The 26,251-nt window shown below is 38.6% G+C and carries 33 protein-coding genes; 27 read left to right on the forward strand and 6 right to left on the reverse strand.

What is annotated here, in order from left to right; all coding sequences use genetic code 11:
• The first annotated feature begins 20 nt into the window (after positions 1-20).
• Positions 21-551 (forward strand): hypothetical protein, encoded by a 531-nt coding sequence (locus tag ACQ5H4_RS00090; RefSeq protein ID WP_430772922.1) that lies wholly within the window; start codon positions 21-23, stop codon positions 549-551.
• Positions 552-569: 18 nt separating this feature from the next.
• Here ACQ5H4_RS00090 and ACQ5H4_RS00095 read toward each other — a convergent pair whose 3' ends face one another.
• Both ACQ5H4_RS00095 and ACQ5H4_RS00100 read right to left on the reverse strand, forming a co-directional pair.
• Positions 570-1,493: an alpha/beta hydrolase gene (locus ACQ5H4_RS00095; RefSeq protein ID WP_430773531.1), complete on the reverse strand. Its 924-nt coding sequence runs from the start codon at positions 1,491-1,493 to the stop codon at positions 570-572.
• Positions 1,494-1,577: 84 nt separating this feature from the next.
• Entirely contained in the window at positions 1,578-2,480 is a 903-nt protein-coding gene (locus ACQ5H4_RS00100; RefSeq protein ID WP_430772923.1) for a hydroxymethylglutaryl-CoA lyase, read from the reverse strand.
• Between the two features lie 151 nt (positions 2,481-2,631).
• Between ACQ5H4_RS00100 and ACQ5H4_RS00105 the strand changes: the two genes are divergently transcribed.
• The 3 genes from ACQ5H4_RS00105 (at position 2,632) to ACQ5H4_RS00115 (ending at position 4,313) form a co-directional block, all read left to right on the forward strand.
• Positions 2,632-3,321 carry a CoA transferase subunit A gene (locus ACQ5H4_RS00105; RefSeq protein ID WP_430772924.1) on the forward strand — a complete coding sequence of 230 codons (690 nt, stop codon included), beginning with the start codon at positions 2,632-2,634 and terminating at the stop codon, positions 3,319-3,321.
• Between the two features lie 15 nt (positions 3,322-3,336).
• A complete protein-coding gene (locus ACQ5H4_RS00110; RefSeq protein WP_430772925.1) occupies positions 3,337-3,996 on the forward strand; it encodes a CoA transferase subunit B in 660 nt (219 codons plus the stop codon).
• Between the two features lie 65 nt (positions 3,997-4,061).
• Positions 4,062-4,313: a YqkE family protein gene (locus ACQ5H4_RS00115; protein ID WP_430772926.1), complete on the forward strand. Its 252-nt coding sequence runs from the start codon at positions 4,062-4,064 to the stop codon at positions 4,311-4,313.
• Between the two features lie 65 nt (positions 4,314-4,378).
• Here ACQ5H4_RS00115 and ACQ5H4_RS00120 read toward each other — a convergent pair whose 3' ends face one another.
• Together ACQ5H4_RS00120 and mciZ are read right to left on the reverse strand one after the other, a co-directional pair.
• Positions 4,379-5,287 (reverse strand): aldo/keto reductase, encoded by a 909-nt coding sequence (locus ACQ5H4_RS00120; RefSeq protein ID WP_430772927.1) that lies wholly within the window; start codon positions 5,285-5,287, stop codon positions 4,379-4,381.
• Between the two features lie 85 nt (positions 5,288-5,372).
• A complete protein-coding gene (gene mciZ, locus ACQ5H4_RS00125) occupies positions 5,373-5,507 on the reverse strand; it encodes a Z-ring formation inhibitor MciZ (RefSeq protein WP_160546505.1) in 135 nt (44 codons plus the stop codon).
• Positions 5,508-5,580: 73 nt separating this feature from the next.
• Here mciZ and ACQ5H4_RS00130 point away from each other — a divergent pair, with 73 nt between their 5' ends.
• Complete coding sequence (locus ACQ5H4_RS00130) at positions 5,581-6,135, forward strand: NUDIX hydrolase (RefSeq protein WP_430772930.1); 555 nt, start codon at positions 5,581-5,583, stop codon at positions 6,133-6,135.
• On the forward strand, positions 6,132-7,295 hold the full coding sequence (locus ACQ5H4_RS00135) for an endonuclease Q family protein (RefSeq protein ID WP_430772932.1): 1,164 nt from the start codon (positions 6,132-6,134) through the stop codon (positions 7,293-7,295). The genes ACQ5H4_RS00130 and ACQ5H4_RS00135 overlap by 4 nt, the downstream gene beginning before the upstream one ends.
• A gap of 27 nt (positions 7,296-7,322) precedes the next feature.
• On the opposite strand, the gene ACQ5H4_RS00140 is transcribed toward ACQ5H4_RS00135, so the two are convergent.
• The gene (locus ACQ5H4_RS00140) at positions 7,323-7,886 is read right to left on the reverse strand and encodes a GNAT family N-acetyltransferase (RefSeq protein WP_430772933.1); all 564 of its coding nucleotides are present in this window, start codon (positions 7,884-7,886) and stop codon (positions 7,323-7,325) included.
• Positions 7,887-8,044: 158 nt separating this feature from the next.
• Here ACQ5H4_RS00140 and spoIIM point away from each other — a divergent pair, with 158 nt between their 5' ends.
• From spoIIM to ACQ5H4_RS00225, 17 genes are all read left to right on the forward strand, one after another.
• Positions 8,045-8,689, forward strand: a complete 645-nt coding sequence (gene spoIIM / locus ACQ5H4_RS00145; protein ID WP_430772935.1) for a stage II sporulation protein M — start codon at positions 8,045-8,047, stop codon at positions 8,687-8,689.
• 117 nt (positions 8,690-8,806) lie between these two features.
• Positions 8,807-9,259: a ferric iron uptake transcriptional regulator gene (gene fur / locus ACQ5H4_RS00150; RefSeq protein ID WP_430772937.1), complete on the forward strand. Its 453-nt coding sequence runs from the start codon at positions 8,807-8,809 to the stop codon at positions 9,257-9,259.
• Between the two features lie 726 nt (positions 9,260-9,985).
• Positions 9,986-10,213 (forward strand): YqzK family protein, encoded by a 228-nt coding sequence (locus tag ACQ5H4_RS00155; RefSeq protein WP_391559503.1) that lies wholly within the window; start codon positions 9,986-9,988, stop codon positions 10,211-10,213.
• A 6-nt stretch (positions 10,214-10,219) separates the two neighbouring features.
• Complete coding sequence (gene xerD, locus ACQ5H4_RS00160; RefSeq protein WP_430772939.1) at positions 10,220-11,110, forward strand: site-specific tyrosine recombinase XerD; 891 nt, start codon at positions 10,220-10,222, stop codon at positions 11,108-11,110.
• Positions 11,111-11,306: 196 nt separating this feature from the next.
• A complete protein-coding gene (gene deoB / locus ACQ5H4_RS00165; RefSeq protein WP_430772941.1) occupies positions 11,307-12,488 on the forward strand; it encodes a phosphopentomutase in 1,182 nt (393 codons plus the stop codon).
• Between the two features lie 21 nt (positions 12,489-12,509).
• Positions 12,510-13,331 (forward strand): purine-nucleoside phosphorylase, encoded by an 822-nt coding sequence (locus tag ACQ5H4_RS00170; RefSeq protein WP_430772942.1) that lies wholly within the window; start codon positions 12,510-12,512, stop codon positions 13,329-13,331.
• A 35-nt stretch (positions 13,332-13,366) separates the two neighbouring features.
• Entirely contained in the window at positions 13,367-14,671 is a 1,305-nt protein-coding gene (locus ACQ5H4_RS00175; RefSeq protein ID WP_430772944.1) for a pyrimidine-nucleoside phosphorylase, read from the forward strand.
• 122 nt (positions 14,672-14,793) lie between these two features.
• Complete coding sequence (locus ACQ5H4_RS00180) at positions 14,794-15,963, forward strand: D-alanyl-D-alanine carboxypeptidase family protein (protein WP_430772946.1); 1,170 nt, start codon at positions 14,794-14,796, stop codon at positions 15,961-15,963.
• 125 nt (positions 15,964-16,088) lie between these two features.
• The gene (spoIIAA, locus tag ACQ5H4_RS00185) at positions 16,089-16,439 is read left to right on the forward strand and encodes an anti-sigma F factor antagonist (RefSeq protein WP_119709004.1); all 351 of its coding nucleotides are present in this window, start codon (positions 16,089-16,091) and stop codon (positions 16,437-16,439) included.
• Positions 16,440-16,442: 3 nt separating this feature from the next.
• A complete protein-coding gene (gene spoIIAB, locus ACQ5H4_RS00190; RefSeq protein ID WP_430772948.1) occupies positions 16,443-16,883 on the forward strand; it encodes an anti-sigma F factor in 441 nt (146 codons plus the stop codon).
• A gap of 13 nt (positions 16,884-16,896) precedes the next feature.
• On the forward strand, positions 16,897-17,655 hold the full coding sequence (gene sigF, locus ACQ5H4_RS00195; protein ID WP_119709002.1) for an RNA polymerase sporulation sigma factor SigF: 759 nt from the start codon (positions 16,897-16,899) through the stop codon (positions 17,653-17,655).
• 125 nt (positions 17,656-17,780) lie between these two features.
• Complete coding sequence (locus ACQ5H4_RS00200; protein ID WP_430772949.1) at positions 17,781-18,404, forward strand: stage V sporulation protein AA; 624 nt, start codon at positions 17,781-17,783, stop codon at positions 18,402-18,404.
• Positions 18,394-18,816, forward strand: a complete 423-nt coding sequence (locus tag ACQ5H4_RS00205) for a stage V sporulation protein AB (protein WP_430772951.1) — start codon at positions 18,394-18,396, stop codon at positions 18,814-18,816. Before ACQ5H4_RS00200 ends, ACQ5H4_RS00205 begins: the two co-directional genes overlap by 11 nt.
• Before the next feature lie 25 nt (positions 18,817-18,841).
• Positions 18,842-19,411 (forward strand): stage V sporulation protein SpoVABEA, encoded by a 570-nt coding sequence (gene spoVAEA, locus ACQ5H4_RS00210; protein ID WP_430772953.1) that lies wholly within the window; start codon positions 18,842-18,844, stop codon positions 19,409-19,411.
• Positions 19,404-20,885: a spore germination protein gene (locus ACQ5H4_RS00215; RefSeq protein ID WP_430772954.1), complete on the forward strand. Its 1,482-nt coding sequence runs from the start codon at positions 19,404-19,406 to the stop codon at positions 20,883-20,885. Before spoVAEA ends, ACQ5H4_RS00215 begins: the two co-directional genes overlap by 8 nt.
• Before the next feature lie 120 nt (positions 20,886-21,005).
• The gene (gene lysA, locus ACQ5H4_RS00220; RefSeq protein WP_430772955.1) at positions 21,006-22,325 is read left to right on the forward strand and encodes a diaminopimelate decarboxylase; all 1,320 of its coding nucleotides are present in this window, start codon (positions 21,006-21,008) and stop codon (positions 22,323-22,325) included.
• 351 nt (positions 22,326-22,676) lie between these two features.
• Complete coding sequence (locus ACQ5H4_RS00225) at positions 22,677-23,030, forward strand: GNAT family N-acetyltransferase (RefSeq protein WP_430772956.1); 354 nt, start codon at positions 22,677-22,679, stop codon at positions 23,028-23,030.
• A 20-nt stretch (positions 23,031-23,050) separates the two neighbouring features.
• Here ACQ5H4_RS00225 and ACQ5H4_RS00230 read toward each other — a convergent pair whose 3' ends face one another.
• Positions 23,051-23,575, reverse strand: coding sequence for a DUF309 domain-containing protein (locus ACQ5H4_RS00230; RefSeq protein ID WP_430772957.1), 525 nt, complete (start codon positions 23,573-23,575; stop codon positions 23,051-23,053).
• Positions 23,576-23,750: 175 nt separating this feature from the next.
• On the opposite strand from ACQ5H4_RS00230, the gene ACQ5H4_RS00235 reads away from it, so the two are divergent.
• The 4 genes from ACQ5H4_RS00235 to ACQ5H4_RS00250 all read left to right on the forward strand — a co-directional run bounded on the left by ACQ5H4_RS00235 (position 23,751) and on the right by ACQ5H4_RS00250 (position 26,185).
• A complete protein-coding gene (locus ACQ5H4_RS00235; RefSeq protein ID WP_430772958.1) occupies positions 23,751-24,494 on the forward strand; it encodes a segregation/condensation protein A in 744 nt (247 codons plus the stop codon).
• An 8-nt stretch (positions 24,495-24,502) separates the two neighbouring features.
• On the forward strand, positions 24,503-25,090 hold the full coding sequence (scpB, locus tag ACQ5H4_RS00240) for an SMC-Scp complex subunit ScpB (RefSeq protein ID WP_430772959.1): 588 nt from the start codon (positions 24,503-24,505) through the stop codon (positions 25,088-25,090).
• 124 nt (positions 25,091-25,214) lie between these two features.
• The gene (locus tag ACQ5H4_RS00245) at positions 25,215-25,637 is read left to right on the forward strand and encodes a hypothetical protein (RefSeq protein ID WP_430772960.1); all 423 of its coding nucleotides are present in this window, start codon (positions 25,215-25,217) and stop codon (positions 25,635-25,637) included.
• Positions 25,638-25,696: 59 nt separating this feature from the next.
• Positions 25,697-26,185, forward strand: coding sequence for a YpuI family protein (locus ACQ5H4_RS00250; protein WP_430772961.1), 489 nt, complete (start codon positions 25,697-25,699; stop codon positions 26,183-26,185).
• The last annotated feature ends 66 nt before the right edge of the window (positions 26,186-26,251 follow it).

The following is a 26,251-nucleotide window of genomic DNA, read 5'->3' on the forward strand; positions in this document are numbered from 1 at the left end:
ACTGATAGTGGGGGGATGATATGCGAAATTGGCGAGGAATACTGCTAATTGGTATTGCTATTCTACTCACATCATGTCGGGCAGCAACTATAGAAGTGGCAGTGCCTTTTGAAGTAAAAGAAACGATTGTAGAAGAAAAGCTTACGGATGGTGCCATCATCATGTATACAACAGCTCAAGAGCATGAAGGAGAAGATTTTGATGCGATAAGCATCGCATACCTGGAGGGAGATGAAGAGAAAGGCTGGACGAATGAGGGTGGTAATCATTGGGAATATAAAGGAACTAACCCACTAACCGTCTATTACCGAGATATATATGATTATAGTAGTCAGGGAAAAATTCTGAGTAGATTTCAGCTTACATATGGACAGGTAGAAAGTACAGATATTGTCTCTATAGAAGGGTCGGAAACGGGAAATCAATACACCAATCTAAATATCATTGAAAAAGAAGGGAAAAGATATTTTTTTGAAATGAAAAAATACCCTTACATCCGAGCACTAGATAAAGAAAAGAAAGTGATTGCGGAAGAAAAGCCGAGACGCTAGAGTCTCGGCTGTTTTTTTTTACTCAGTTAATAGGGGAGAGAACACAAAGTCATGGAGAAATTCATCAATCACCTGTTCGTAGTCCTCTCTGTTTTCATTCAGTGATTGGGCATGGACCCCATTTTCAGCGAGAAATAATTTTTTGGGTCCCTTCTTTTTTTCATACAAGGCTTGTGTCATCGTTGGAAGAATAAAATCATCCTTTTTGCTATGAATAAAAAGAATCGGTTTTTTAATTGAGTCAATAACGGTAATCGGAGCGATGCTTTGTAAGGAGTAGCGATCGCGCATTCGAAGGAACAAATCTGCGACAGGGAGAAACACCTTTCCAGGAAGCTTTAATTCTCGCTTTAAACGATAAGCAAGCTGCTCCTTAAAGTCAGAGAAAGGACAATCAGCAATGTAAAAATCAGCCCCATCCTCGAGCATTCCTGCATACAATAACATGGTTGCTGCTCCCATTGATTCCCCATGAATACCAAGAAGGAGCTGTGGACCTTGGTCAGCTTTTAACCAGTCAACAATCGCTTTTAAATCAAATTTTTCATAGTGACCGTAGCTGGTCGTTTTTCCTCCGGATTCTCCGTGGCGACGATGGTCATAAATAACCGCGTTAAAGCCTCTTTCGATAAACAAATTCATGTATTTAATGGAATTGATTTTATTTTCGGTAACACCATGACAGATAATCACATACTTCTTTGTATGATGTGGCTCGAGCACAATGGCTTTTAATTGGTATCCAAATGGTGAGGTAATTAGTACTTCACGTTTAGGAATCCGATCAAAATCATCAGGGTTGTAACGACCTGCTGTCTGTTCACGATCAACAACGAAAAGTGGATCCTTTGTTCTCATATACATAAGCCGATTGGTAAAGTACAAACCGAACGTGATAAAAAAAAGAAAAAACCCTAAAAGGAAACGGAGTGCTTTTCTCAGGCAAACATCCCTCCGATACATAATGTTTTAATTAAGTTTACCATTCTGAAGAAAATTAAAACAAAAAAAAGCTTAGAAGTGTATCTAAGCTTTTTGCTGAAGCGTATAGTAAGAGCTTGTAATAGGGACAGGAAGATAAGGAGCAATGATCTCAATGGCTTGTGCCAATTGAGGCAATTGTATACCCGTTTGGATTCCCATTCGCTCTAGCATGAATACAACATCTTCAGTCGCGACATTTCCAGAGGCGCCAGGGGCAAATGGACAACCACCAATTCCCCCGGCGGAAGTATCATAGCGGGTAACCCCTGCTTGTAGAGCGGCAAATATATTGGCAAGTGCCATTCCGCGAGTGTCATGAAAATGGGCTGTAATAAGTGTAGTAGCAAAGAGATTAGTAAGCTTTGAAAACAAAGAATACGATTCGTGTGGTGCAGCCATCCCGATGGTGTCTGCAACACTTAATTCATCCACCCCTGCTTGAACAAATTGCTCGCATAATTGAATCGTTTCTTTTTCTTCGACTCGGCCTTCAAACGGGCAGTAAAAAGCGGTTGAAATGCATGCTCGTACAAAAACACCTTGCGCTTTTAGCTCTTTTATAAGTGGGAGAAGCTCTTCCATTGCCTGAGCCGTTGTTCGATTAATATTCTTTTGGTTAAACGGGTTGCTTACTCCAACGAACAGAGCAATTTCTTGGCAATTGGACAAGCGAGCGCGCTGAATACCCGAACGATTAGGAGTTAGAACAATAGTCCGGGTGTTAGGATCTAGGGAGTGCCAGACAATATCCTCGGCATCTTGCATTTGTGGAACCCATTTTGGTGAGACAAAGGAGGTGATCTCCATTTCTTTAATACCCGATTTCTTTAATTGGTCAATAAACTGAAGCTTTGCCTCAGTTGGTATAAAAACGCTTACATTTTGAAGGCCATCACGAGGACCGACTTCAATAATTGTGGCTTTCTTAGGTAAAACAATCGTCATGTTTTATTCACCCCTTCATACGTTAATTGTAGAGTGATTGATTTTAAATATGCAAGAATAATAGAAATTTTCTCGAAATAGAAGGGTTTTTCTGTTTCCGCTAGAAATATAACAAGTGGTAGCGTTTACATAAAGAGAAGGGGTGAATGATGTGAAACCAATTTATACGTCTTATTTGGAGGCGGTAAAGGATATTCATGATGGTGCAACTCTGATGGTAGGGGGTTTTGGACTTTGTGGAATTCCAGAGAATTTAATTTTAGCTCTCGTTGAAAAGAAAGTCACTGACTTGACGGTCATTTCTAATAACTGTGGAGTGGATGAATGGGGTTTAGGACTGTTACTAAAAAATAAGCAAATTAGAAAAATGATTGGATCCTATGTGGGTGAAAATAAAGAGTTTGAAAGACAAGTATTGTCAGGGGAACTTGAAGTGGAATTGACTCCACAAGGGACGCTTGCTGAAAAGATTCGAGCCGGTGGAGCAGGTATTCCTGCCTTTTATACGCCTGCTGGAGTGGGCACTCCCATTGCTGATGGGAAAGAGACAAGAGTGTTTAATGGAAAAGAATATTTACTAGAGGAGGCCCTCCATGCTGACTTTAGTTTAGTTCGAGCATGGAAGGCAGATAAGATGGGAAATCTCATTTATCAAAAGACGGCACGTAATTTTAACCCAATGATTGCCGCGGCGGGGAAAGTAACCATTGCAGAGGTTGAGCATTTATACGAAACAGGTGAATTAAATCCAAATGAAATTCATACACCAAGCATTTATGTACAACGACTGATTGAGGGGAAGCAGGAGAAAAGGATTGAAAGGCTAACCGTTCAAGGGTAGAAAGGGAGTGGGGAAATGACAAATATTCGGGAGAGAATAGCCAAAAGAGCAGAAAAGGAAATTGAAAGCGGCTACTACGTTAACTTAGGCATAGGCATGCCGACTCTTGTGGCAAATTTTATTTCAAAAGATAAAGAAGTGGTTTTGCAATCTGAAAATGGACTCCTCGGGATCGGCCCTTTTCCTAAGGAAGAGGAAGTGGACGCCGATTTAATTAATGCGGGGAAAGAAACGGTAACAGCCATACCAGGTGCAGCTTATTTTGACAGTGCAGAGTCATTTGCAATGATTCGTGGAGGTCATGTAGACATTGCTATCCTTGGAGGGATGGAAGTCTCTGAGACGGGAGATTTGGCGAACTGGATGATCCCAGGAAAAATGATTAAAGGCATGGGTGGAGCTATGGACCTTGTTCATGGAGCGAGAAAAATCATCGTCATCATGGAGCATACAAATAAAAAAGGTGACGCAAAAATCCTTAAAAATTGTAGTTTGCCTTTAACGGGGCAAGGAGTAGTGGACCGAATTATTACTGACAGAGCTGTTATTGATGTAACTTCTAATGGGTTAAAGCTTGTGGAAGTGGCAAAGGGCTATACGGTAGAGGATGTGGTTGCATCCACCGAACCTGAGCTATTAATTGATGATAAGGTCCGGTTAGATGGTTTTGAGTGATGGATAGAACGATGACCGAACATTTGATATAATATTCGTCATCAACATGTAGAGAGGGATTTTGAATGAAAAAGAAAAAACAAACTCGCCCGGCTCAAAAGAAAGTCGAAGACAAGCCAGTTACTCTTGGTGACCTATTGAATGTGGAGCTAGTCAAACAATTAAAGAATACTAAAAATGAACTTGAGGAAGAAGCTCAAGCTATAAAGGAAGCGGAAGAGGAAAGAAAAAGAGAAGAACGTCGCCTAAAAGAAAAAAACAAAACATTCGAAGAGCTCCTAAATGAAAGTGAGTTTGATTGGAAAAAGTTTAAGTGATTGCACATGTTGGTCCTTCATCTTTGTGATGAAGGACCTTCCATTGTTAGACGTGCATTTTCAGATTACCGATGCTGGCCATACACACTCACTTTTGACACTTCCTTAATAAAAGAAACCTCTTCTTTTGATAAGGATTGAGAACGAACTGCATTTGCATTGTTTTTCACTTGTTCCACTGAGCTTGCACCAGCAACAACACTCGCAATCGTCGGGTTATGAAGAACGTATCGTAAAGCAACTTCAGTTAAAGATCGATCCCCAAAATGGTTTTTCAATTCTAATAAGAGAGAGCATACCTCTTCCTCTGAATAATCCATAAACCCCTTTTCCGTGATTTTGTTTACACCAACATCGCTTAATAAACCCTTTGCAACAGGTCCTCGTGCCACAACTGAAATATCATTCTCACGAAGAACACTTAGAGCTTCCTCTTCCGGACGGCGATCAAGGATACTGTACTGCATCATCACGGATGAGATATTCGATTTACTAGCATATTCCCGAATCACATTTGGTCGGATCGAGGAGATGCCGTAATATTTAATAAACCCTTCACTAACCAGCTCTTCAAATGCCTCAATGGTTTCATCAATCGGATCATCCAAAGTTCCGCCATGAAGTTGATATAAATCAATATAATCAGTTCCAAGTCTAGTAAGACTGTCTTTAACCGCTTCCTTAATATACGTTTTACTCGGATCCCAGCTCCAACCATCCTGATTGTTGTTCCAACGATTGCCGACCTTTGTTGCAATAATTACCTGCTCTCGAACAGGCTTCAAAGCTTGTCCGACAATTGATTCATTCACACCAAAATCGTATAAGTCTGCCGTATCAAAATAATTGACTCCTTCTTCAAGAGCGGCGTTGATGATTCGTTCTGCTGCAAGTGCATCTGTTCCAAGCGTCATGCATCCAAGTCCTAGCTCTGTTACATACAAATCCGACTTACCGAGACGCCTCTTTTCCATGCGATTACGCACCTTCTTCTATAAAATAGTTTACCTTCTGCTCATTATTTTACAGAAAATTTTCCATTGATGCGAAGAACAAGCATTACTTTTTCTTTCTCTCATCCTCCACCCAATCTTTTACAAGAGTATAGTCTTTAGAATATTGGAGAAGTTTGTGTCGAATTTCCCATGCTTTCCCGACAAGAACAATTCCTTTTCCATGTAAGTATATTTTCATCACTTTCCTCCAAATTAAGGTATGATAAAATGTATGAGGAAACTAGCTGACTATAGAACAGGAGTGGAGACAAATGAGTTCATCCTTTGAAGAAAAAACAATAAAATCAGAAAAGATCTTCTCTGGGAAAATCATCTCGTTACAGGTAGACGATGTGGAGTTACCAAATGGGAAGCATTCGAAACGCGAGCTGATTAAACACCCAGGAGCAGTTGCTGTTATTGCGATTACGGATGAAGGAAAAATGGTAATGGTTGAGCAATACAGAAAGGCTTTGGAAAGAGATGTAGTGGAAATCCCTGCAGGAAAGCTTGAAAAGGGAGAAGAACCATCCCTTTGTGCGAAGCGTGAGCTAGAAGAAGAGACAGGTTATGTATGCAAAACCCTAGACTGGTTGATTTCTTTTTACACATCACCTGGGTTCGCGGATGAAATTGTTCATGTATATGTGGCACGTGGATTAGAGAAAAAAGAAGACGCTGCATCACCTGACGAGGATGAATTTGTTACATTAGTAGAGCTAACGCTTGAAGAAGCACTAGAATACATAGAAGAGAGAAAAATATATGATGCAAAAACAGCCTACGCTGTTCAATACTTACAACTTCAAGAGGCATTAAAGAAATGAACTCATACTTCGCCGACCTTCACATCCATATTGGGAGAACATGGAATGGGAAGGCAGTGAAAATAACGGGGTCAAAATCATTAACGTTTACGAATATTATTCAGCATGCGAGAACGATTAAAGGATTGGATATCATAGGAATCATCGATTGCCATTCACCTGAGGTCATTCAAGAGATCGAAGCATTGATGAGTGAAGGGGAAATAATAGAGGCTAAAAGAGGTGGTTTACTGTATGGAGACATGCTTATCCTAATGGGTTCTGAACTTGAAATCTATGACGATAACTGCAAGGGACCCATTCATATACTAGCCTTTTTGCCTGACATGGCTCGATTAAAGGAATTTTCACAATGGCTTTCCAATCATTTGAAAAATATCAACCTCAGCTCGCAGCGTGTCTATGTCACGGGACTTGAGTTGCAGAAAAAGGCGAAGGAGCTAGGGGGATTATTTATTCCGGCCCATGTATTTACTCCTTTTAAAAGCCTGTTTGGAAAGGGAGTAGAACAGTCACTCACCGAAGTATTTGACCCAGACTTAATAGACGGTATTGAGCTTGGATTAAGCGCGAATACGCAAATGGCAGACCAAATAGGAGAGCTTCATCGGTATTCATATGTGACGAATTCGGATGCACACTCATTAGGGAAAATTGCAAGAGAATATCAGCAGATAAAAATGAAAGAGCTGTCTTTTACTAGTTTTCAGGAGGCTTTATATAACCAAGATGGGCAGTATGTGGAAGCAAATTATGGACTTGATCCATTGCTTGGAAAGTATCACGAAACCGTATGTGCTCACTGCCATGAAAAAGTTCAGTTGTCCGATCATTCATGTGAAGCTTGTGGACATACAAAATTCATTAAAGGAGTCACAACAAGAATACGCGAGCTTCAGACCTCTAAAGAGGGAAAGAGGGGGCGACCTCCATATATTCATCAAGTTCCTTTAGACTTCATTCCAGGACTCGGACCAAAACTTTTCCAAAAATTATTAGATCATTTTGGCACGGAAATGGCCATTCTCCACCACGTACCGGAAGAAGCTTTACATGAGATTGTACCAAAACGCGTGGCAGAATTAATTGTTTCAGCAAGAAATGGAGAACTTCATTTCCATGCAGGCGGTGGCGGAAGATACGGGAAGATAATTGATTAGAAGAGACAGTAGCAGTTACTGTCTCTTTTATAATTTAAGCTTTGAAAAAACACAGGTATCCCTAAGTGTTTTTCCATCTGCACTTTTACTATTATTTTTTAAGGTGGCTTCTAGGGTAAATCCGAGTTTTTCAGGAATGCTTCTACTAGCGATATTATCCGGATCACAACGGATTTCCACACGATTCGCTTGCAAATCTTCAAAGACAGTTTTTATTAAAATAGCTGTGGATTCAGTTATATACCCCTTTTTTGTCAAGCGGCTGTCACACCAATAACCGATCTCAAAGCAACCTGCCTCCCAATTGATTCGGTGCAGTCCTGTAGAACCAATAAATTGATGATCCTCTTTTCTGAAAATATGAAGGCGAATATCCTCTCTTAATATAAATTGTGCATACGATTTTCTAACCCCTTCTTCTACCTCCTCGAGTGTTTGATTAGTATGAGCGAAAGGGAGCCACTGTTGTAATTCGTTTAGAGAAGCTTGAATGGCTTCATACACAAGATGACCGTCTCCAGGCATACAAGGTCGAATATAAAGACGCTCTGATTCTATTTTTTCTGGAAAATCTATTAATATAGGTTTCATTCAATATTCCTCCTGAAAATAGAGATTTTGAGTATTATAACTGGTTAGTTATGGTTAGGACAAGAGGATTTTTAACAGTTTTAGGAATCTATCTAGTCATACCTTTACTAGAGTTCGCATACATTTTACTAACTGAGTTGTAAGGGGAGGAAAGGCAATTGAAGAAAAGAAAATACCAAAACGTCGTAGCAATGCATTTCCGCGAGCACTCCTCGATTTATTTATTTGTCGTGGTGTTATTTCTAATGGGAGTCATCTTTGGAGCGATTATCGTCAATAGCTTAAGCTTTACCCAGAAGGAAGACCTATTTTATTATTTGTCACAATTTTTCGGACAAGTATCAGACGGAAAAGTAGCGGCCTCAAAAGATTTGTTTTACCAAAGCTTTTTTCATAACAGTAAGTTTGTGGGGCTTATGTGGGTATTAGGTGTATCCATTATCGGTTTACCGATTACACTTATACTTTTGTTTATGAAAGGAATGGTTATTGGGTTTACGGTTGGTTTTTTAGTGAATCAAATGGGATGGGAAGGATTTGTTTTATCATTTGTATCTGTCCTTCCGCAAAATCTATTAATTATCCCAGTATTTATAATCGGTGCTACTCTGTCAGTTGCATTCTCACTAAAGATGATTCGAAGACAGTTTATGAAAAAACAGGGCCAGCCAATCATGCCGATGCTAGGTGGATACGTTGCAGCCTTTTTAGCAGCTCTCGTATTTATTGCCATAGCTGCTGCCATTGAAGCATATATATCACCATTATTAATGAAATCAATTGTTGAATCGATTCATTCTTAATGATAATAATTTTTATATGATAATAGTTATTTTCGTTTATTTGTAATTATTTTATTTTGAAAGTCTATTTCCATCTGTTATAATGGTTATTGACAGTGGCGAGGGAGGACTTTCGTGATGGAAAATCGAATTGATAGAATTAAAAAGCAGTTACATTCGTCCAGTTACAAGTTAACACCTCAGCGCGAAGCAACCGTTCGAGTGTTATTAGAGCATGAAGAGGATCATTTAAGTGCGGAAGATGTATACCTCCTTGTAAAAGAAAAATCGCCTGAGATTGGATTGGCAACTGTTTATCGAACTCTAGAATTACTTACAGAATTGAAAATTGTTGATAAAATAAACTTTGGAGATGGAGTCTCAAGGTACGACCTAAGACAAGAAGGCGCAGCACACTTTCATCACCATTTAGTATGTATTGAATGTGGAGCAGTTGACGAAATACAAGAAGATCTACTTGAAGATGTGGAAGAGACGGTAGAGCGCCGCTGGAACTTTAAAATTAAGGACCACCGTTTAACCTTTCATGGTATATGCCACCGCTGTCATGACAAAGTAGAGGAAGAATAACAAAACCAGCAAAACCTTTTCAAATAGGAAAGGTTTTTTATTTTTGCTTTTTTGATAGGTTTGATTGAATGGGATATCGAGTCCCAATGAATAGCTGATTCGGACATAAACTCCCGTGCAATCGATTCTAGAGTCCGAATGAATAGCTGATTCGGACAGAAACACCCACGTAAACGAATCCCGAGTCTGAATAAGCGACTGATTCAGACAGGAACTCCCATGCAATCGATTTTAGAGTCCGAATTAGTGCCTGATTCGGACAGGGACTCCGACGTAAACGAATCCCGAGTCCAAATGAATAGCTGATTCGGATAGGAACTCCCATGCAATCGGATATCGAGTCCAAATGAATAGCTGATTCGGACAGGGACTCCGACGTAAACGAATCCCGAGTCCGAATGAATAGCTGATTCGGACATAAACTCCCATGCAATCGATTTTAGAGTCCGAATTAGTGCCTGATTCGGACAGGGACTCCGACGTAAACGAATCCCGAGTCCAAATGAATAGTTGATTCGGACAGAAACACCCACGCAAACGAATCCGAAGTCCAAATCAGAAACTAGATCAAGTAATACTAATAAAAGAACTCCTCACAAACTTCCTGTATTTAAGAAGAAATCCGGAACCAAGGTATAATTCTTGTCCAAACTGGCATACCCTTTATTAGTAGGTTCTTTAAGAGTAAGAGCCAATACCTTATTTTGGACTTGGAGGACATCAGAAATGAAAACGTGGTTCCAGCTCGTTTTTCAAACCTTGAAGGTATTTATCCTTTTTACCGGATGCACAATCCTCTTTTATTATGGTATTATGTGGGTAAATGAAGAGTATCAAGATTATCATCGATACGATGAACCAAACGGGACAGCGGTAAAAGTGTCAGCAAATGTAGATGCTGAAAAATCTACTTGGTTTGATCGCATCGTTCTTTTTTACTTAAATGGGGAGTAATGTTGGATGGAAGATGAGTTAAAGGACTTTATGCATTTTCTGCTAGTTGAAAAGGCATTAGCTAAAAATACGATCGTATCATACGAACGAGATTTAAAAGCATACTTAAAATATATAAAGACAGTAGAAAATGTTCAATCCATTAACGATGTCGGCCGGATTCAGATTGTACACTTTTTAGGTCATTTAAAAGAACAGGGAAAATCGTCAAGAACGATTGCGAGAAATATAGCTTCTATACGGGCTTTTCATCAGTTCTTGTTACGTGAAAAAGTAGCAGAGCAGGATCCTTCTGTTCATATTGAAACACCTCAGCTTGAACGAACACTTCCAAAGGTGTTGAATCTGCAAGAGGTGGAAAGTTTGTTAGATGTACCCAAGCTTCATACCCATTACGGATTGCGCGATAAAGCGATGCTGGAGCTTTTATATGCAACAGGAATTCGTGTAAGTGAACTAATTGGTTTGAATCTCGATGATGCCCATTTAACAATGGGATTTGTTCGTTGTATTGGAAAGGGAAATAAAGAGCGAATTATTCCATTAGGCCGAACAGCCGCAACAGCCATTCAAGAGTATTTAGACAAGGGGCGCCCGCAATTCATTAAAAACCAGCGTGAAGACTCGTTGTTCGTCAACCATCATGGAAGAAGATTAACAAGACAGGGATTCTGGAAGATTTTAAAGGGATTAACGAAGGAAGCCGGCATTGAGAAGGAACTAACTCCTCATACACTTAGACATTCCTTTGCTACACATCTTCTCGAGAATGGAGCAGATTTAAGAGCGGTTCAGGAAATGCTAGGACATTTGGATATATCGACTACGCAAATATACACACATGTAACGAAAACACGTTTAAAGGACGTGTATAGTCAATTCCACCCAAGAGCCTAATAGATTAAGAGAAAGTAATAAATGTTCAAAAAGCTGCCATGAAAAGATAGCAGCTTTTCGTTGTGTTTTATATGAAACTTCTTGTACAATGAAGATGTCAGACTTCTGACGTTGTTAGATATTGATCCGTCAGATTAATATTTGGGAAAGCTATTTGATGAGAGTTGTAAACGGTTAATTTTAAGGAGGAAAATGAATGCCTTATCAATATAAACGGATTTTTTTAATTGTGATGGATTCCGTTGGGATCGGTGAAGCAAGAGATGCCGAGAAATTTGGAGATAAAGGTTCAAATACATTAGGTCATATTGCAGAAAGAATGAATGGTTTACATATGCCGAATATGGCAAAGCTTGGCCTTAGTAATATTGAGCTAGTAGGTGGAATTGAAAAAGCGGAGTCCCCGCTTGCTTACTATACAAAGATGCAAGAAGCTTCTAATGGAAAAGATACGATGACAGGTCATTGGGAGATCATGGGGCTTAATATTAACACCCCGTTTAAAGTATTCCCGGATGGTTTTCCGGATGAATTATTAACTGAACTAGAAGAAAAATCGGGAAGAAAAATTATTGGAAATAAGCCTGCCAGTGGAACGGAAATTCTTGATGAACTGGGTGAAGAGCATATGAAGACAGGTGCATTAATTGTCTATACATCTGCTGATTCCGTTTTGCAAATTGCGGCACATGAAGACATTGTTCCGATTGAAGAGCAATATAAAATCTGTAAAATAGCTAGAGAGCTAACCTTGGATGAAAAATACATGGTCGGTAGAATTATTGCCAGACCATTTGTAGGAGAACCAGGGAATTTTAAGAGAACAGCGAACCGTCATGATTATGCACTAAAACCATTCGATAGAACAGTAATGAATGAATTAAAGGATGGCAAGTTTGATGTGATTGCGATAGGGAAGATATCAGATATTTACGACGGCGAAGGAGTAACTGAGTCTTTACGTACGGTGTCTAATATGGATGGAATGGATAAGCTTGTTCAAACGCTTGATATGGATTTTACAGGCTTGAGCTTTTTAAATTTAGTTGATTTTGATGCATTATTTGGTCATCGTAGAGACCCTATTGGCTATGGAAAAGCATTAGAAGAGTATGACGCACGCTTACCTGAAGTATTTGAAAAACTAAAAGAAGATGATTTGTTAATCATTACGGCAGATCACGGAAATGATCCGGTTCACCCTGGAACAGACCATACACGTGAATACGTTCCTTTACTAGTCTATTCACCTGTGATGAAGGGTGGAAAAAAACTGCCGGTTCGTGAGACATTTGCAGATATTGGCGCAACCGTAGCAGAGAATTTCCAAGTGAAAATGCCAAAGTATGGAAAAAGCTTTTTAAACGAATTAAATTAAATCTTAAAGGAGTTTTGTAAGATGGACGTGTTAAACATAAATAATTCAGCTTCTTTTTTAAAGAAAAAATACAAAAAAACACCAAAAATTGGACTGATCCTTGGTTCCGGGCTAGGTGTGCTTGCGGATGAGATTCTTGAGCCTACAAAAATTCCATACAATGAAATACCTGACTTCCCCGTTTCAACAGTTGAAGGACATGCAGGACAGCTTGTATTTGGGACGTTAGAAGGTGTTGAGGTCGTCGCCATGCAAGGGAGATTTCATTACTACGAGGGTTATAGCTTTGATAAAGTGACATTTCCTGTTCGCGTAATGAAAGAACTTGGCGTAGAGATACTAATTGTCACAAATGCAGCAGGTGGTGTAAATGAGTCCTTTCATCCTGGTGATTTAATGTTAATTACCGATCATATTAATAATATGGGATCGAATCCATTAATCGGACCAAATGATTCAAGATTAGGCGTACGCTTCCCTGATATGTCTGAAGCCTATTCAAGGGATTTACGTGAAAAAGCAAAGCAGGTAGCTAATGGCTTAGGTCTTACTCTTCAAGAGGGAGTGTATGTTGGAAACACGGGACCTACATATGAGACACCAGCAGAAGTTCGTATGTTACGTGTGATGGGTGGCGACGCAGTTGGAATGTCAACTGTTCCGGAGGTTATTGTTGCAAGACATGCGAACTTAAAAATTCTAGGCATCTCTTGTATTTCCAATATGGCAGCAGGAATACTAGACCAGCCGTTAAATCACGAGGAAGTAATAGAAACAACAGAAAAAGTAAAACATGACTTTTTAAGATTAGTGAAAGCAGTGGTTAAGGAAATAGGAGCATAAAAGAAAACAATATTCCTTATAAAGCGGTGAGAAAAATGAGAATGGTTGATATTATTGAGAAAAAACGTGATGGCAAAGAATTAACGACAGAAGAAATTCAATTTTGTATAAAAGGATACACAGATGGAAGCATTCCTGATTATCAAATGAGTGCTCTTACAATGGCAATCGTGTTTCAAGGTATGTCAGAGGCTGAAAGAGCGACTCTAACGATGGCTATGGTTGAGTCAGGAGACCAAATCGATCTATCTGCGATACATGGAATCAAGGTGGATAAACACTCTACAGGAGGAGTGGGAGATACAACCACTCTCGTATTAGGCCCATTGGTAGCTTCTGTAGGCGTACCTGTTGCCAAAATGTCCGGAAGAGGGCTCGGACATACAGGTGGAACCATTGATAAACTTGAATCGGTTGAAGGTTTTCATGTGGAATTAGAAAATGAAGAGTTTGTCCGTCTAGTGAACCAAAATAAAATAGCGGTTATTGGCCAAAGTGGGAACTTAACACCAGCTGATAAAAACCTTTACGCCCTTAGAGATGTAACAGGTACGGTAGAGAGTATTCCATTAATTGCTAGCTCTATTATGAGTAAAAAAATTGCAGCTGGTGCCGATGCGATTGTGTTAGACGTAAAAACAGGTGCTGGAGCTTTCATGAAAACTCTTGAGGATTCTCGTGAACTTGCGAAAGCAATGGTACGAATCGGAAACAATGTTGGCCGGAGAACGATGGCTGTCATCTCTGATATGAGCCAGCCTCTAGGATTTGCAATTGGAAATGCTTTAGAAGTAAAGGAAGCCATTGATACGTTAAAAGGGGAAGGCCCAGAGGACTTGACAGAACTATGTTTAACTCTTGGTAGCCATATGGTCCTGTTAGCAGAAAAAGCTACAAATGTAGAAGAGGCACGTCAAATGCTGAGGAATGCCATAAAGGATGGTTCAGCACTTGAAACATTGAAAGTTTTCCTTCGTTCTCAAGGAGGCGATGATTCTGTTGTTGACGATCCATCAAGACTGCCACAAGCCAGCTTTAAGATAGAAGTAGAAGCGAAGGAAGAAGGCTATATTGCAGAAATTATTGCAGATGAAATTGGAACAGCTGCCATGCTTTTAGGAGCTGGTAGAGCGACAAAGGAATCAGAAATCGATCTAGCTGTTGGCCTTTTATTAAAAAAGAAAATTGGAGATCAAGTTCAAGTAGGAGAATCCATCGTTACCATTTATAGTAATTTTGAGGATGTCCAAGAAGTTAAAGAAAAGATTTATAATAGCATCACTATCACGAAAGAAAAAATCTCAGCACCCATACTAGTTCATGAAGAAATAACCGAATAGCAAGTGTAAAACCTTCCTAAAATTAGGGAGGTTTTTTATTTTTTTCTTTGATTGGTTCTTTTTGTATATTTTCTCTTTTCTTGGTGAAAAATGGATGTATAAAGAATGGAGGGCTATGTGCTATGAAGAAGATTCTATCATTATTAATGGCTTTTACTTTTTTAACATCTATTGCAACCCCAACTTTTGCTGAAGAGAAAACAACGGGTGTTGAGCTTGTTGATAATGCAAAGTCAGCCGTATTAATTGAAAGAGATACTGGAACAATTCTTTATAACAAAAACAGTGATGAAATGCTTCCACCTGCTAGTATGACAAAAATCATGACGATGCTGTTAATTATGGAAGCTATCGACTTAGGAAAAATAAAATGGGATGAAAGTATTCGGACAAGTGAATACGCAGCTTCCATGGGAGGTTCTCAGATTTTCCTAGAGCCTGGGGAAGAAATGACCACTGAAGAAATGCTTAAAGGAATAGCGATTGGTTCTGCCAATGACGCTTCCGTTGCGATGGCGGAAAGAATTGCAGGTTCCGAGGAAGCTTTTGTCGAGATGATGAATGCGAAGGTTAAAGAACTAGGCTTGAAAAATACGGTTTTTAAAAATGTTACCGGTTTACCGGAGGATGGACATTATAGTACAGCTCATGACATGGCAGTTATGGCAAAAGAGCTATTAAAATATGAAGGAATTACAAAATTTACAGGTACATACGAAGCCTACTTACGCGAACAAAGTGATAAAAAGTTTTGGCTTGTTAATACAAATCGTCTCGTTCGTTTTTATCCTGGAGTCGATGGGTTAAAAACTGGTTTTACTAACGAGGCAAAATACTGCTTAACGGCAACCGCAGAGAAAGATGGAATGCGTGTGATTGCAGTTGTCTTTGGTGCCCCAACCTCTAAAGAACGAAATGCTCAAATTTCGAAGATGCTGGACTATGCTTTTGCACAGTATCAAACGCATCCAATGTATGAAAGAAGTTTTTCAGTGGGTGAAGTTAAGGTGAGCAAAGGTAGTGAGAGCAAAGTGGAGGCCCTTACAAGTGAACCGATTTCCTTGTTAACGAAAAAAGGTGAAAAAGTGGATGATGTAAAGAAGGAAATCACTTACGAAAAAGATTTAAAAGCACCAATTGAAAAAGGACAGACCATAGGTACATTAAAGCTCGTAAAAAATGGAGAGACACTTGTGTCGAGTCCGCTTGTAGCGGAAGCATCTGTGAAAGAAGCAAATTGGTGGACGCTTTATAAACGCGCATTTGGTATGTTCACAAAAACGACCAAATAAATATGTCGAATGATTTTTTATTCATACTTTTTTTAGCGAATGAACACTAGTTTTGTCTGTAAGAAGGAAATCATCATTCCAATATCGAAAAAGACTCACTATACCACATAAGGAGGCTATGGATAGTGAGTCTACACATTGATATGGAAACAAAGAACGATGTCCTATTGTTACGACTTAGCGGCGAATTGGACCACCATTCTGCAGATGTACTTCGTGCAGAAGCAACCAAAGCCATTGAAACACATGATATACGTCATATTATTCTTAACCTAGAGCAGTTGGATTTTATGGATAGTTCAGGTTTAGGTGTGATTCTTGGGAGATATAAGCAAATTAAGCAACAACATGGTGAAATGGTTGTTTGTGCAATTTCACCTCCTATTCAAAGACTTTTTGATATGTCTGGCTTATTTAAAATTATCCGTTTGGAGCCGACAGAAGAATTTGCTCTTCGAGTATTGGGGGTAGCGTAAACAATGAAAAATGAAATGCAGCTTCAATTTACTGCTTTAAGTCAAAATGAATCTTTCGCACGTGTCACGGTAGCAGCCTTTGTGGCTCAGCTAGATCCAACTATGGATGAATTGACGGAGATTAAAACCGTCGTTTCTGAGGCAGTGACAAATGCCATTATTCATGGTTATAACAACGATCCTTCAGGTACGGTCTTTATCTCAGTAAAGATTGAGGATAGTTTTATTGAGTTGGAGATTAAAGACGAGGGCTCTGGAATTTTGGATATTGAGGAAGCAAGACAACCTTTATTTACAACTAAGCCAGAGTTAGAAAGGTCAGGAATGGGCTTTACGATTATGGAAAATTTTATGGATGAAATCGACGTTCATTCAGAGCTAGGGATAGGTACCACAATTCGATTAAGAAAGCATTTAGCAAAGAGCGAAATGCTATGCAATTAAGGGAGTATTGCTTATGGATGTGGAGGTAAAGACTGATAGCAAACAAACGTATTTAAAGGATCATGAAGTGAAGGATCTAATCAAGAGAAGTCAAGATGGAGATCAAGAAGCTCGAGATACAATTGTGCAAAAAAATATGCGTCTTGTTTGGTCAGTTGTTCAACGCTTTCTCAATCGAGGCTATGAACCAGATGACTTATTCCAAATTGGATGCATAGGCTTATTGAAATCGGTCGATAAATTCGACTTATCTTATGATGTGAAGTTTTCAACCTACGCAGTACCGATGATCATTGGAGAAATCCAGCGGTTCATCCGAGATGACGGATCTGTCAAAGTAAGCCGTTCCTTAAAAGAAATGGGCAATAAAATAAGAAGAGCGAAGGACGAACTGTCCAAAAACCTAGGCAGAATACCAACTGTTTCTGAAATAGCTGAACATTTAAATCTGACTCCGGAAGATATCATTTTAGCTCAAGAAGCAAGCCGGCAACCATCTTCTATTCACGAAACCGTGTATGAAAATGATGGAGATCCGATTACCTTACTCGACCAAATCGATGATGGGAATGAAGGGAAATGGTTTGATAAAATTGCATTAAAAGAAGCAATTCGAGAGCTAGATGAACGTGAGAGGCTGATTGTTTATTTACGTTATTACAAGGACCAAACACAGTCAGAGGTGGCAGAACGACTAGGGATATCGCAAGTTCAAGTATCCAGACTGGAAAAAAAGATATTACAACAAATGAAAGATCGAATGGATTTATAATCCGTTCGATCTTTTTGTTTTAATTGGATATTTGCCCCATTCAAACCACTTATTGGTGAACATGAAGGGAAACAATCCATAGCATACTATTTATACGAGGAAATCACTGTGTGGGAGTGAACGTTGTGGAAAATACGATTTACATCCGAATGCGACATCGTCTCCAAGTTCGACCTCACGATTCCATAAAACTTCAGGATGTTGCGCAAATAATCGCTGAAGATTCACTGTTAGAAAAGGTAAAAGATTGTATTGTGTATACGGTGTCAGAGAAAGACCAAAATATTATTATTTTGGATGTGATGAAAGTAATACCAATTTTAACAAATGTGGTTGAACATATAAATATTGAAATTATTGGTCAAACACAAACGATAGTGGAGGTAGTGTACAAAAAAATCGGGGTATCAATTCCTCTTTTTATTCTCATTTGGCTCCTGTTGTTTTTTGGTGCAGCACTTGCCATTATGAATTTCCATGAGGATGTTAGTATGCAAGCGGTCCATCAGCGGATATATAAGATTATTACTGGCAAGGAAAATGTAAAACCACTTGTATTGCAGATCCCTTATTCAATAGGTCTAGGCTTAGGTATGATTTTATTTTTTAACCATGTATTTAAAAAACGACTAAATGAAGAACCTAGTCCGCTAGAAGTTGAAATGTTCAACTACCAGCAAGACCTGGACCGCTATGTAATCATTAATGAAAATGAAGAAAGTATGAAACGAATTCATCATGATCATTAATATCGTATTTATCATTTTTATTGGTCTTGCAGGAGGGATTGCAGTTGGTTCAGGGTTTGTGGCTTTCCTCACCGTATTAGGGATTATTCCAAGGCTTACTCAATTATCAAAAACGATGAAGATGATTCATTGGTATGAATGGTCTGTCGTTTTCGGTGCAATTGCTGGTACAATAGCCTCTTTAAGAGAACCTGCTCTCTTTTTACCTTCGATTATACTAATTCCGTTAGGCCTTGCTGGAGGAGTATTTGTTGGTTTACTTGCAGCTGCCTTAACCGAGGTATTAAATGTTTTTCCGATCCTGGCAAAAAGAGTAAGAATAGAGGACAAAATTATGATCTTGATGATGGCCTTTGTGTTCGGAAAAATTTTCGGTTCCCTGTTTCATTGGATGTACTTCGTAAATGAGTAAATAAGTTAAGAAAGGAACATTTCCTATGGATAGACGGCGCCGCGTGATTCTTGTAACAGACGGAGATGAATACGCAAGAAAAGCAGTCGAACATGTTGCGAAGGAAATTGGTGGAAGATGTATTTCTATGTCGCATGGAAACCCGACGACGATTTCAGGGGAGGAAATGGTTAAGCTCATAAAGAAGGCATCCAATGATCCGGTTCTTGTCATGTTTGATGATAGTGGATATGTAGGAGAAGGGGCTGGAGAACAGGCAATGAGGTATGTGGCAACACATAAAGATATTGAAGTTCTTGGTGTATTAGCAGTTGCAGCTAAAACAAGAAAAGCCGAGTGGACAAAAATTGATGTTTGTGTAGACCGATACGGTGAACTCACTCCTTATGGGGTAGATAAATTTGGTGAAGCAGATTTAGAACTTGGAAGAATGAATGGAGACACCGTATATTGTGTAGATGAGCTTCATGCACCTGTAGTAGTTGGGATAGGCGATATAGGAAAAATGGCTAGGAATGACGATGTTAAAATAGGTGCTCCCATTACACATAAAGCAGTACAAATCATCCTAGAAAGGAGTGGATTCTATGACTAAGACACCAATTAATCCCCTACCGATTCCTTCTCTTGACGAACTTGAAAATTATATGAAGGAGCATGTTGGATTAGAGGAAACGTTTGATATTGGAGTCAGAAAGTTTAAGGTATTGAAAAAGGATGTACATTTGTATTATTTAAATGGTCTAGTTGATACAAACGTGGTCATTCAAAACACGGAGGAAATTGTAAGAATCAATGACCATGAGAAAACCACTTCCGATTATTTAGCCTTAATCGAAAATCGCTTAGTTCATCAATCTGTATCTAAAATTAAAACAATAGGTGAAATAGTAGACCAAGTTTTAACAGGAACTCTTGTTATTGTTGTTGAGGGGTATTCAGAAGCATTAGTAGTGGATGTAAGAGCGTACCCAGGTAGAACTCCTCAAGAACCTGATACAGAGAAGGTAATAAGAGGATCTCGAGATGGCTTTGTAGAGAACTTTATCGTGAACACTGCGCTAACAAGAAGAAGAATAAAAGACGGAAGATTGCGCTTTGAAAAGCTAACGGTTGGCGAGAGATCAAAAACAGACATTGCGATTGGTTACCTAAAGGATGTTGCCAATCCTGATCTTGTGAATATTATTAGAAAAGAACTCGAATCCATTGAGATTGATGGATTAACAATGGCAGATAAAGCAGTCGAAGAATTCCTCGTAAAGCAAGGGTATAACCCGTATCCTTTAGTAAGATATACTGAAAGAGCCGATATTGCAGCCACACATATTTTAGAAGGACATGTCTTAATTTACGTGGATACATCACCAAGTGTTATTATCACGCCTACTACATATTTTCATCATTTACATCATGCAGAAGAGTATCGTGAATCAGCACTCGTTGGTACAGTCGTACGTTGGACGCGCTTGTTTGGTGTTTTAGCATCCCTGTTTTTACTCCCGTTATGGTTTTTATTTGTCTTAGAGCCTGAGTTACTACCTAAAGCTCTTAAATTTATCGGTCCTAACAAATCAACAAATATACCAACAGTAGTTCAATTGTTTTTGGCCGATTTCGGAATCTTGTTTTTACGACTGGCGGCTATTCATACCCCAACTCCATTGGCAACCTCAATGGGCTTAGTTGCCGCCGTACTTATTGGTCAAATTGCCATTGATGTGGGCTTATTTGTACCAGAAGTGATTCTGTACGTAGCGGTTTCGGCGGTTGGAACTTTTACCACTCCAAGTTATGAACTTGGAATTGCAAATAATCTTATGAAGCTTTTCTTATTAATTGTTGTAGCGATTTTTAAACTACCAGGTTTTGTAATAGGGGTAACGGCTTATATTTTATACTTAACAAGTATTCGATCGTTGAACAGTCCATATATGTGGCCGTTTTTGCCGTTTCATCCTAAAGCCTTTCTTGAAGTACTTTTCCGCAGGTCGGTTCCAGGGACAAAGCTTAGACCAAGCATTGTTCAACCTAGAGATCGTTACAGACAAAAAACAAACGGGAATTAAATGGGAATATTGCGAATTTACTATATCTATGGTAAAGTAATGTTTAATTTCAAACTAGTTTAATCAACAAATAGACAGCATAGCTGTCTATTTGTGTATCCATAGAAGTGAGGGGAAGAAATGTTTTTTCATGGTTCATCAAAGATAAATGAGAGAGGCCACTTAGAAATTGGTGGTGTCGATACGACAGACCTCGTAAAAGAGTTCGGAACACCTGTATATGTTTATGATGTGTCATTGATTCGTGAGCGGGCAAGAGGTTTCAAACAAACCTTTGACCAACTAGGTATAAAAGCTCAAGTTGCCTACGCTAGTAAAGCATTTTCCACGATTGCAATGATCCAACTCGCAGAGGAAGAGGGGCTTTCGTTGGACGTTGTTTCCGGGGGAGAGCTTTATACAGCTATAGCAGCTGAATTCCCTGTGGAGCGAATTCATTTTCATGGAAACAACAAAAGTCGTGAAGAACTTGAAATGGCATTAAACTATCAAATCGGCTGTATTGTTGTTGATAACTTTTATGAATTAGAACTATTAGATACCATCTGTGCGGAGAGAAAGCAATCTGTTTCTATTTTGCTTCGAGTCACACCAGGGATTGAAGCTCATACACATGACTATATTCTAACGGGCCAGGAAGACTCGAAATTTGGTTTTGACCTACAAAATGGACAAGCGGCAGAAGCGCTGCAAAAGGCAATGGAATCTGAGTACTTAGACCTACTTGGAGTGCATTGTCATATCGGTTCACAAATATTTGAAACAACTGGATTTTTATTAGCAGCAAGAAAAATATTTTCTAAGCTCCATGAGTGGAAAGAAATGTTTTCTTTTGAATCAAAGGTACTTAATTTAGGTGGTGGCTTCGGTATTCGTTATACAAGTGAAGATGAGCCAATTCCAGCTTCGCAATATGTAAAAGAAATTATAGAAGAAGTAAAGGAGCAGGCATTGGAGTTCTCAATGACTATGCCTGAAATCTGGATTGAACCAGGTCGTTCCCTGGTTGGTGATGCGGGCACTACACTTTATAAAATTGGGTCAAAGAAGGATGTTCCCAATGTTCGTAAATATTTAGCCGTAGATGGTGGAATGAGTGATAATATTCGTCCAGCATTGTATGAGGCGAAATATGAAGCGATCTTAGCGAACAAACCACTTCAGCCAGTCGAAGAGACAGTTTCTATTGCAGGGAAATGCTGTGAATCGGGAGATATGCTTATTTGGGATTTACCATTACCGAAGACGGACAGTGACGATATTCTAGCGGTTTTCTGTACCGGAGCTTACGGTTATTCGATGGCAAATAACTATAATCGTATTCCAAGGCCACCAGTGGTATTTGTTGAAAATGGAAAAGCGGTTTTAGTTGTTCGTAGGGAGACGTTTGAAGATATAGTTAAACAAGATTTGCCATTTGTGCAGCGAGTAAAAAGCTAATTTAGAGAGCTGTCGCGATTGTGACAGCTTTTTACAGTACATAGATCTTTTGGAGGTATTTGTGAAAAAAAATAATGCACTTTTATTTATTTTCATCTTACTTATTTCGCTCATTTGGGGCGCGTATTATTGGTTATTCTTATCACCAGGGCTGTAAAGAAAAAAGACTCACTTTATGATACAAAAGTTGTTGAATCTGAAAATACATTGAAGAAATGTATAGAATCTTGTATGATAATATCGTATTGAGGAATATACATTGAAACAAAAAGAAATAATTGACATATAATACAAATGTATTTAAAAGAAATTTAACTCCTTAAAAGCTCAGGATATGATGAGGGATCACTTATGTTAATTCGCTACAAAAAAGCTTTTGAAAAGATTGCGATGGGCTTGCTGTCATTTATGCCTAATGAAAAAGACCTGAAAAAGCTACAGCAAACAATGAAGCAGTATGACCAATCAGAAGATTGGCAATTGTTTCTTTGGAAAGAAGAAGATATTATTGGTTTAATTGGGGTAACGGCAGTGTCAGAGGACATGCTAGAAATTCAACATATTTCTGTGAATCCTTCGCATCGGCACCAAGGAATTGGAAAAACGATGATCAAGGCATTAAAAGAGTTTTTCCCTGGAAAAGAGATACGTGCAAATGAAGAAACTTCTGCTTTCTTTGAAAAATGCGACTCTCTTTTATCATAAATAGAAGAAGGAAACAGTGATTAGTCACTGCTTCCTTTTTTTTTATTTAATGCGTGCAATCTGCTCTGGATGACCTCTGAACGATCTCTGATCGAGTGCCGATGAATAATATCACTGTTTGTTAAATCGCTATCAACACCCCAAATTAGACCAGCTTTTTCGGCTTGATGCTCGCAAGCGCTTAATAATGAAGCATCAGAAAAAGGAAGGTTCATGCTTCTATAAGGAAGTGTACGCTCAATCTCTTCCTTTTTTCTTAAAATGGTCTCAAGTAGCTTATCCTCATCAATACCGTATTCTTTGATTAACTGTTTATGGACGGTTAGTATTGATAATGCTTTTTGGATCGTTCGCAAAGCTCCAGCAAAATTTCCTCGACGGTGATGATATTGACTGACTGCCAGTTGAATCCATCCAACTAAAATAGATTCCTTATTACGCGCATCTACATCCTTCCAGTGTTCTTCTAGAATCTCGTGACATTCAAAATAATCTCTGTCACTATGAAAATGAACTAAATAATTAATGAAATCTGTCGTAAACATAGATACGCTCCTTTCACTACTTAATTTTACCATGTTTTCTATCTATACGCTTTTCATGTTGCTTACGTGAAGAAATAGGAACAAACTTTCAGAAAGAATCTTGGATTAACCCAATCTTTCCTCTATACTAAGTATAGTTATTTTAAGAAATTAAGAAAGAAATTTTGGTGGGATTATGCACTATAATGTGAAGATCGATGCATTTGAGGGACCGTTAGATTTATTACTGCACCTCATTAATCGACTAGAAATTGATATTTATGATATACCGGTAGCACAAATTACAGAGCAATATTTACTATATATCCACACAATGAAGGAGCTACAGTTAGATGTAGCAAGTGAGTATTTGGTCATGGCAGCCACTTTGCTAGCCATTAAAAGTAAGATGCTACTTCCCAAACATGAGGAAGAGCTTGAAGAAGATATGGAATTTGGTTACGAAGAAGACCCGAGAGAAGAATTAATTGAAAAACTAATGGAATACAAAAAATATAAAGAAGCAGCTGACGATTTAAAGACTTTAGAGCAGGAGAGAGGACTAATATTCACAAAGCCACCGAGCGATCTTTCGGATTATTCGAAAGAGGAGGAAACAGACAGAAGAAACCTCGACGTATCGTTGTACGATATGCTTGGTGCTTTTCAAAAGCTCTTGCGAAGAAAAAGACTTCAAAAACCGTTATCTACTAAGATTGCAAGACAAGAAATCCCTATTGAAAAACGAATGGCTGAAATCATGGGGAAGCTGCGTAAAGTGAAAGGAAGAGTTAGCTTTTATGATTTATTTCCTATCCAAGAGAAGGATTATATTGTCGTAACTTTTCTTTCTATACTAGAGTTAATGAAAAGGAAAGAAATATTTGTAGAGCAAGAAAGTAATTTTTCTGAGATTTATGTTATTGCGAAGGGAGTATAAGAACGTCATTGGATATTATAAATTGGAATGGAATAGTGGAGAGTCTCTTGTTTGCTGCAGGGGATGAAGGCTTAACAATAAAGCAAATTTCAGTGGTCCTTGAAATCGAAGAGGTCGAAGCGGAACGAATTGTCAGAGATTTAATGGATGAGCTTTCTAAAAATGAAAATCGAGGAATAGGGGTTGTTCAACTGGCTGGTACCTATCAGCTCGCAACAAAAAAGGAGAATTCCATTTACTTAAAGAAACTGGTTGAATCACCAAGTACTTCAACCCTCTCACAGGCTGCATTAGAGACGTTGGCTATTATCGCTTATAAGCAGCCAATCACTAGAGCAGAAATAGAAGAAATTCGAGGAGTAAAGACCGAGCGACCATTACAAACACTGGTTGGAAAAGTACTTGTAAAGGAAGTTGGGAGAGCGGAAGGAACTGGCAGGGCAATCCTTTATGGTACAACAAAAGAATTTTTAGATTATTTTGGTTTAAGGAGTTTAGAGGAGCTGCCTCCATTGCCAGAGAAAGTGGATGATGAGTTTGTACAAGAAGAAGCAGACTTGTTTTTCGAGAAATTCCAAGAAAATCTGGAATCATAAGTTTTCTTACGCATATATTCATTATTTGTGATAAAATATAATTAATTTTCAGAGAAATGCTTCTATTAGGGAGCATTTTTAACACAATTTGCACCTGCCTCTTTAGGAGGTAAGAAAGGGATGTATGAACGTGTTAATAAAAAGCTGTGCAGGGTATGAGCTGGAAAAAGAAAAATCTAACACTTCGGAGGATTTTTTCAACCGAAGCGAAGTGATTTTTGAAGAAGAGAATACAGAGAAAACTCTAGCTGTTCTTTATGTCCGTTTTTTTGAGGAGAAGTTGAATGAGTTCACTCCATTTTCAGCGAATCCGATCTTTCAAGAGGATGGGCTAGAAATTCATTTAATGGATATAGTTTCCCTCGTATTATTAATTAAAAATCCAGGTTTTAGACATCGTAAAAGAGTGTATATAAATAATCAGAATGAATTTGCTGCTTATTTTCAAGACATTGATTTTGAAAAGATTATTGAAGTTGTTAAAAAGGTTAAAAGTAATCAGGCTTGCCAGCTTCCTTCACTATTGGAATTTACAGTGCAAGCATAAAATTAGTTATCCAATAAACCAAACATTCAGAGTTATTACAAAGGGTAGGGGTGTAGACCGTGGGTAATTCAATGGTGAAAGTTCAAGTAATGGACGTAAAGTCTTTTTTAACAAATACAGTAACAGGTTTAGAGTCTTTCTTAAACAGTACAACGATAGATGGGCTATTGTCAGAAAAACAAGGCGATAAAGAATATTATAAACGAATCTTAGGTAATTTAAGAAAGCTACTTGTATATTGTGAAGAGGGATTAGATGCTTGTGCAGTGATTTTACAGTCAGAGTCTTTTCCAAAAGGAGCAGCTGAAAAGACGCTTTATAGAATTTATCATAAATGTATTGAAGAATTTTTCTCACCAAAAAATGATGTGTGGTACGAAGATAGCCGATCCGCTTATACGGGTAAGAACTCAATCAAATTTCAAGAAGACGTTCCTGATAGTATTCTTCAGCTACTAAAAGGGTTTGAAGGGGAATTCCAGAAGATACGTGAAGAGCTAGAGTATTACGAAACAGATTATCGAACAAAAATGACACAATCGAAATAACGACCAATTGGTCGTTATTTTTTTGTGCTTTCCATTCAAAATGGTGTCAACCAGGCAATCCTCTCA

It is taken from the genome of Bacillus coreaensis (assembly GCF_050586445.1).
In the GTDB taxonomy this organism is placed as follows: Bacteria; Bacillota; Bacilli; order Bacillales; family Cytobacillaceae; genus Robertmurraya_A; species Robertmurraya_A coreaensis.

What these genes read in the sequence shown, in the direction of transcription:
- ACQ5H4_RS00090 (WP_430772922.1), top strand. Translation starts at nt 21, where the DNA reads ATGCGAAATTGGCGAGGAATACTGCTAATTGGTATTGCTATTCTACTC.
- ACQ5H4_RS00100 (WP_430772923.1), bottom strand. Translation starts at nt 2,480, where the DNA reads ATGACGATTGTTTTACCTAAGAAAGCCACAATTATTGAAGTCGGTCCT.
- ACQ5H4_RS00110 (WP_430772925.1), top strand. Translation starts at nt 3,337, where the DNA reads ATGACAAATATTCGGGAGAGAATAGCCAAAAGAGCAGAAAAGGAAATT.
- ACQ5H4_RS00115 (WP_430772926.1), top strand. Translation starts at nt 4,062, where the DNA reads ATGAAAAAGAAAAAACAAACTCGCCCGGCTCAAAAGAAAGTCGAAGAC.
- ACQ5H4_RS00120 (WP_430772927.1), bottom strand. Translation starts at nt 5,287, where the DNA reads ATGGAAAAGAGGCGTCTCGGTAAGTCGGATTTGTATGTAACAGAGCTA.
- mciZ (WP_160546505.1), bottom strand. Translation starts at nt 5,507, where the DNA reads ATGAAAATATACTTACATGGAAAAGGAATTGTTCTTGTCGGGAAAGCA.
- ACQ5H4_RS00130 (WP_430772930.1), top strand. Translation starts at nt 5,581, where the DNA reads ATGAGTTCATCCTTTGAAGAAAAAACAATAAAATCAGAAAAGATCTTC.
- ACQ5H4_RS00135 (WP_430772932.1), top strand. Translation starts at nt 6,132, where the DNA reads ATGAACTCATACTTCGCCGACCTTCACATCCATATTGGGAGAACATGG.
- ACQ5H4_RS00140 (WP_430772933.1), bottom strand. Translation starts at nt 7,886, where the DNA reads ATGAAACCTATATTAATAGATTTTCCAGAAAAAATAGAATCAGAGCGT.
- fur (WP_430772937.1), top strand. Translation starts at nt 8,807, where the DNA reads ATGGAAAATCGAATTGATAGAATTAAAAAGCAGTTACATTCGTCCAGT.
- ACQ5H4_RS00155 (WP_391559503.1), top strand. Translation starts at nt 9,986, where the DNA reads ATGAAAACGTGGTTCCAGCTCGTTTTTCAAACCTTGAAGGTATTTATC.
- xerD (WP_430772939.1), top strand. Translation starts at nt 10,220, where the DNA reads ATGGAAGATGAGTTAAAGGACTTTATGCATTTTCTGCTAGTTGAAAAG.
- deoB (WP_430772941.1), top strand. Translation starts at nt 11,307, where the DNA reads ATGCCTTATCAATATAAACGGATTTTTTTAATTGTGATGGATTCCGTT.
- ACQ5H4_RS00170 (WP_430772942.1), top strand. Translation starts at nt 12,510, where the DNA reads ATGGACGTGTTAAACATAAATAATTCAGCTTCTTTTTTAAAGAAAAAA.
- ACQ5H4_RS00175 (WP_430772944.1), top strand. Translation starts at nt 13,367, where the DNA reads ATGAGAATGGTTGATATTATTGAGAAAAAACGTGATGGCAAAGAATTA.
- ACQ5H4_RS00180 (WP_430772946.1), top strand. Translation starts at nt 14,794, where the DNA reads ATGAAGAAGATTCTATCATTATTAATGGCTTTTACTTTTTTAACATCT.
- spoIIAB (WP_430772948.1), top strand. Translation starts at nt 16,443, where the DNA reads ATGAAAAATGAAATGCAGCTTCAATTTACTGCTTTAAGTCAAAATGAA.
- sigF (WP_119709002.1), top strand. Translation starts at nt 16,897, where the DNA reads ATGGATGTGGAGGTAAAGACTGATAGCAAACAAACGTATTTAAAGGAT.
- ACQ5H4_RS00205 (WP_430772951.1), top strand. Translation starts at nt 18,394, where the DNA reads ATGATCATTAATATCGTATTTATCATTTTTATTGGTCTTGCAGGAGGG.
- spoVAEA (WP_430772953.1), top strand. Translation starts at nt 18,842, where the DNA reads ATGGATAGACGGCGCCGCGTGATTCTTGTAACAGACGGAGATGAATAC.
- ACQ5H4_RS00215 (WP_430772954.1), top strand. Translation starts at nt 19,404, where the DNA reads ATGACTAAGACACCAATTAATCCCCTACCGATTCCTTCTCTTGACGAA.
- lysA (WP_430772955.1), top strand. Translation starts at nt 21,006, where the DNA reads ATGTTTTTTCATGGTTCATCAAAGATAAATGAGAGAGGCCACTTAGAA.
- ACQ5H4_RS00225 (WP_430772956.1), top strand. Translation starts at nt 22,677, where the DNA reads ATGTTAATTCGCTACAAAAAAGCTTTTGAAAAGATTGCGATGGGCTTG.
- ACQ5H4_RS00230 (WP_430772957.1), bottom strand. Translation starts at nt 23,575, where the DNA reads ATGTTTACGACAGATTTCATTAATTATTTAGTTCATTTTCATAGTGAC.
- ACQ5H4_RS00235 (WP_430772958.1), top strand. Translation starts at nt 23,751, where the DNA reads ATGCACTATAATGTGAAGATCGATGCATTTGAGGGACCGTTAGATTTA.
- ACQ5H4_RS00245 (WP_430772960.1), top strand. Translation starts at nt 25,215, where the DNA reads ATGAACGTGTTAATAAAAAGCTGTGCAGGGTATGAGCTGGAAAAAGAA.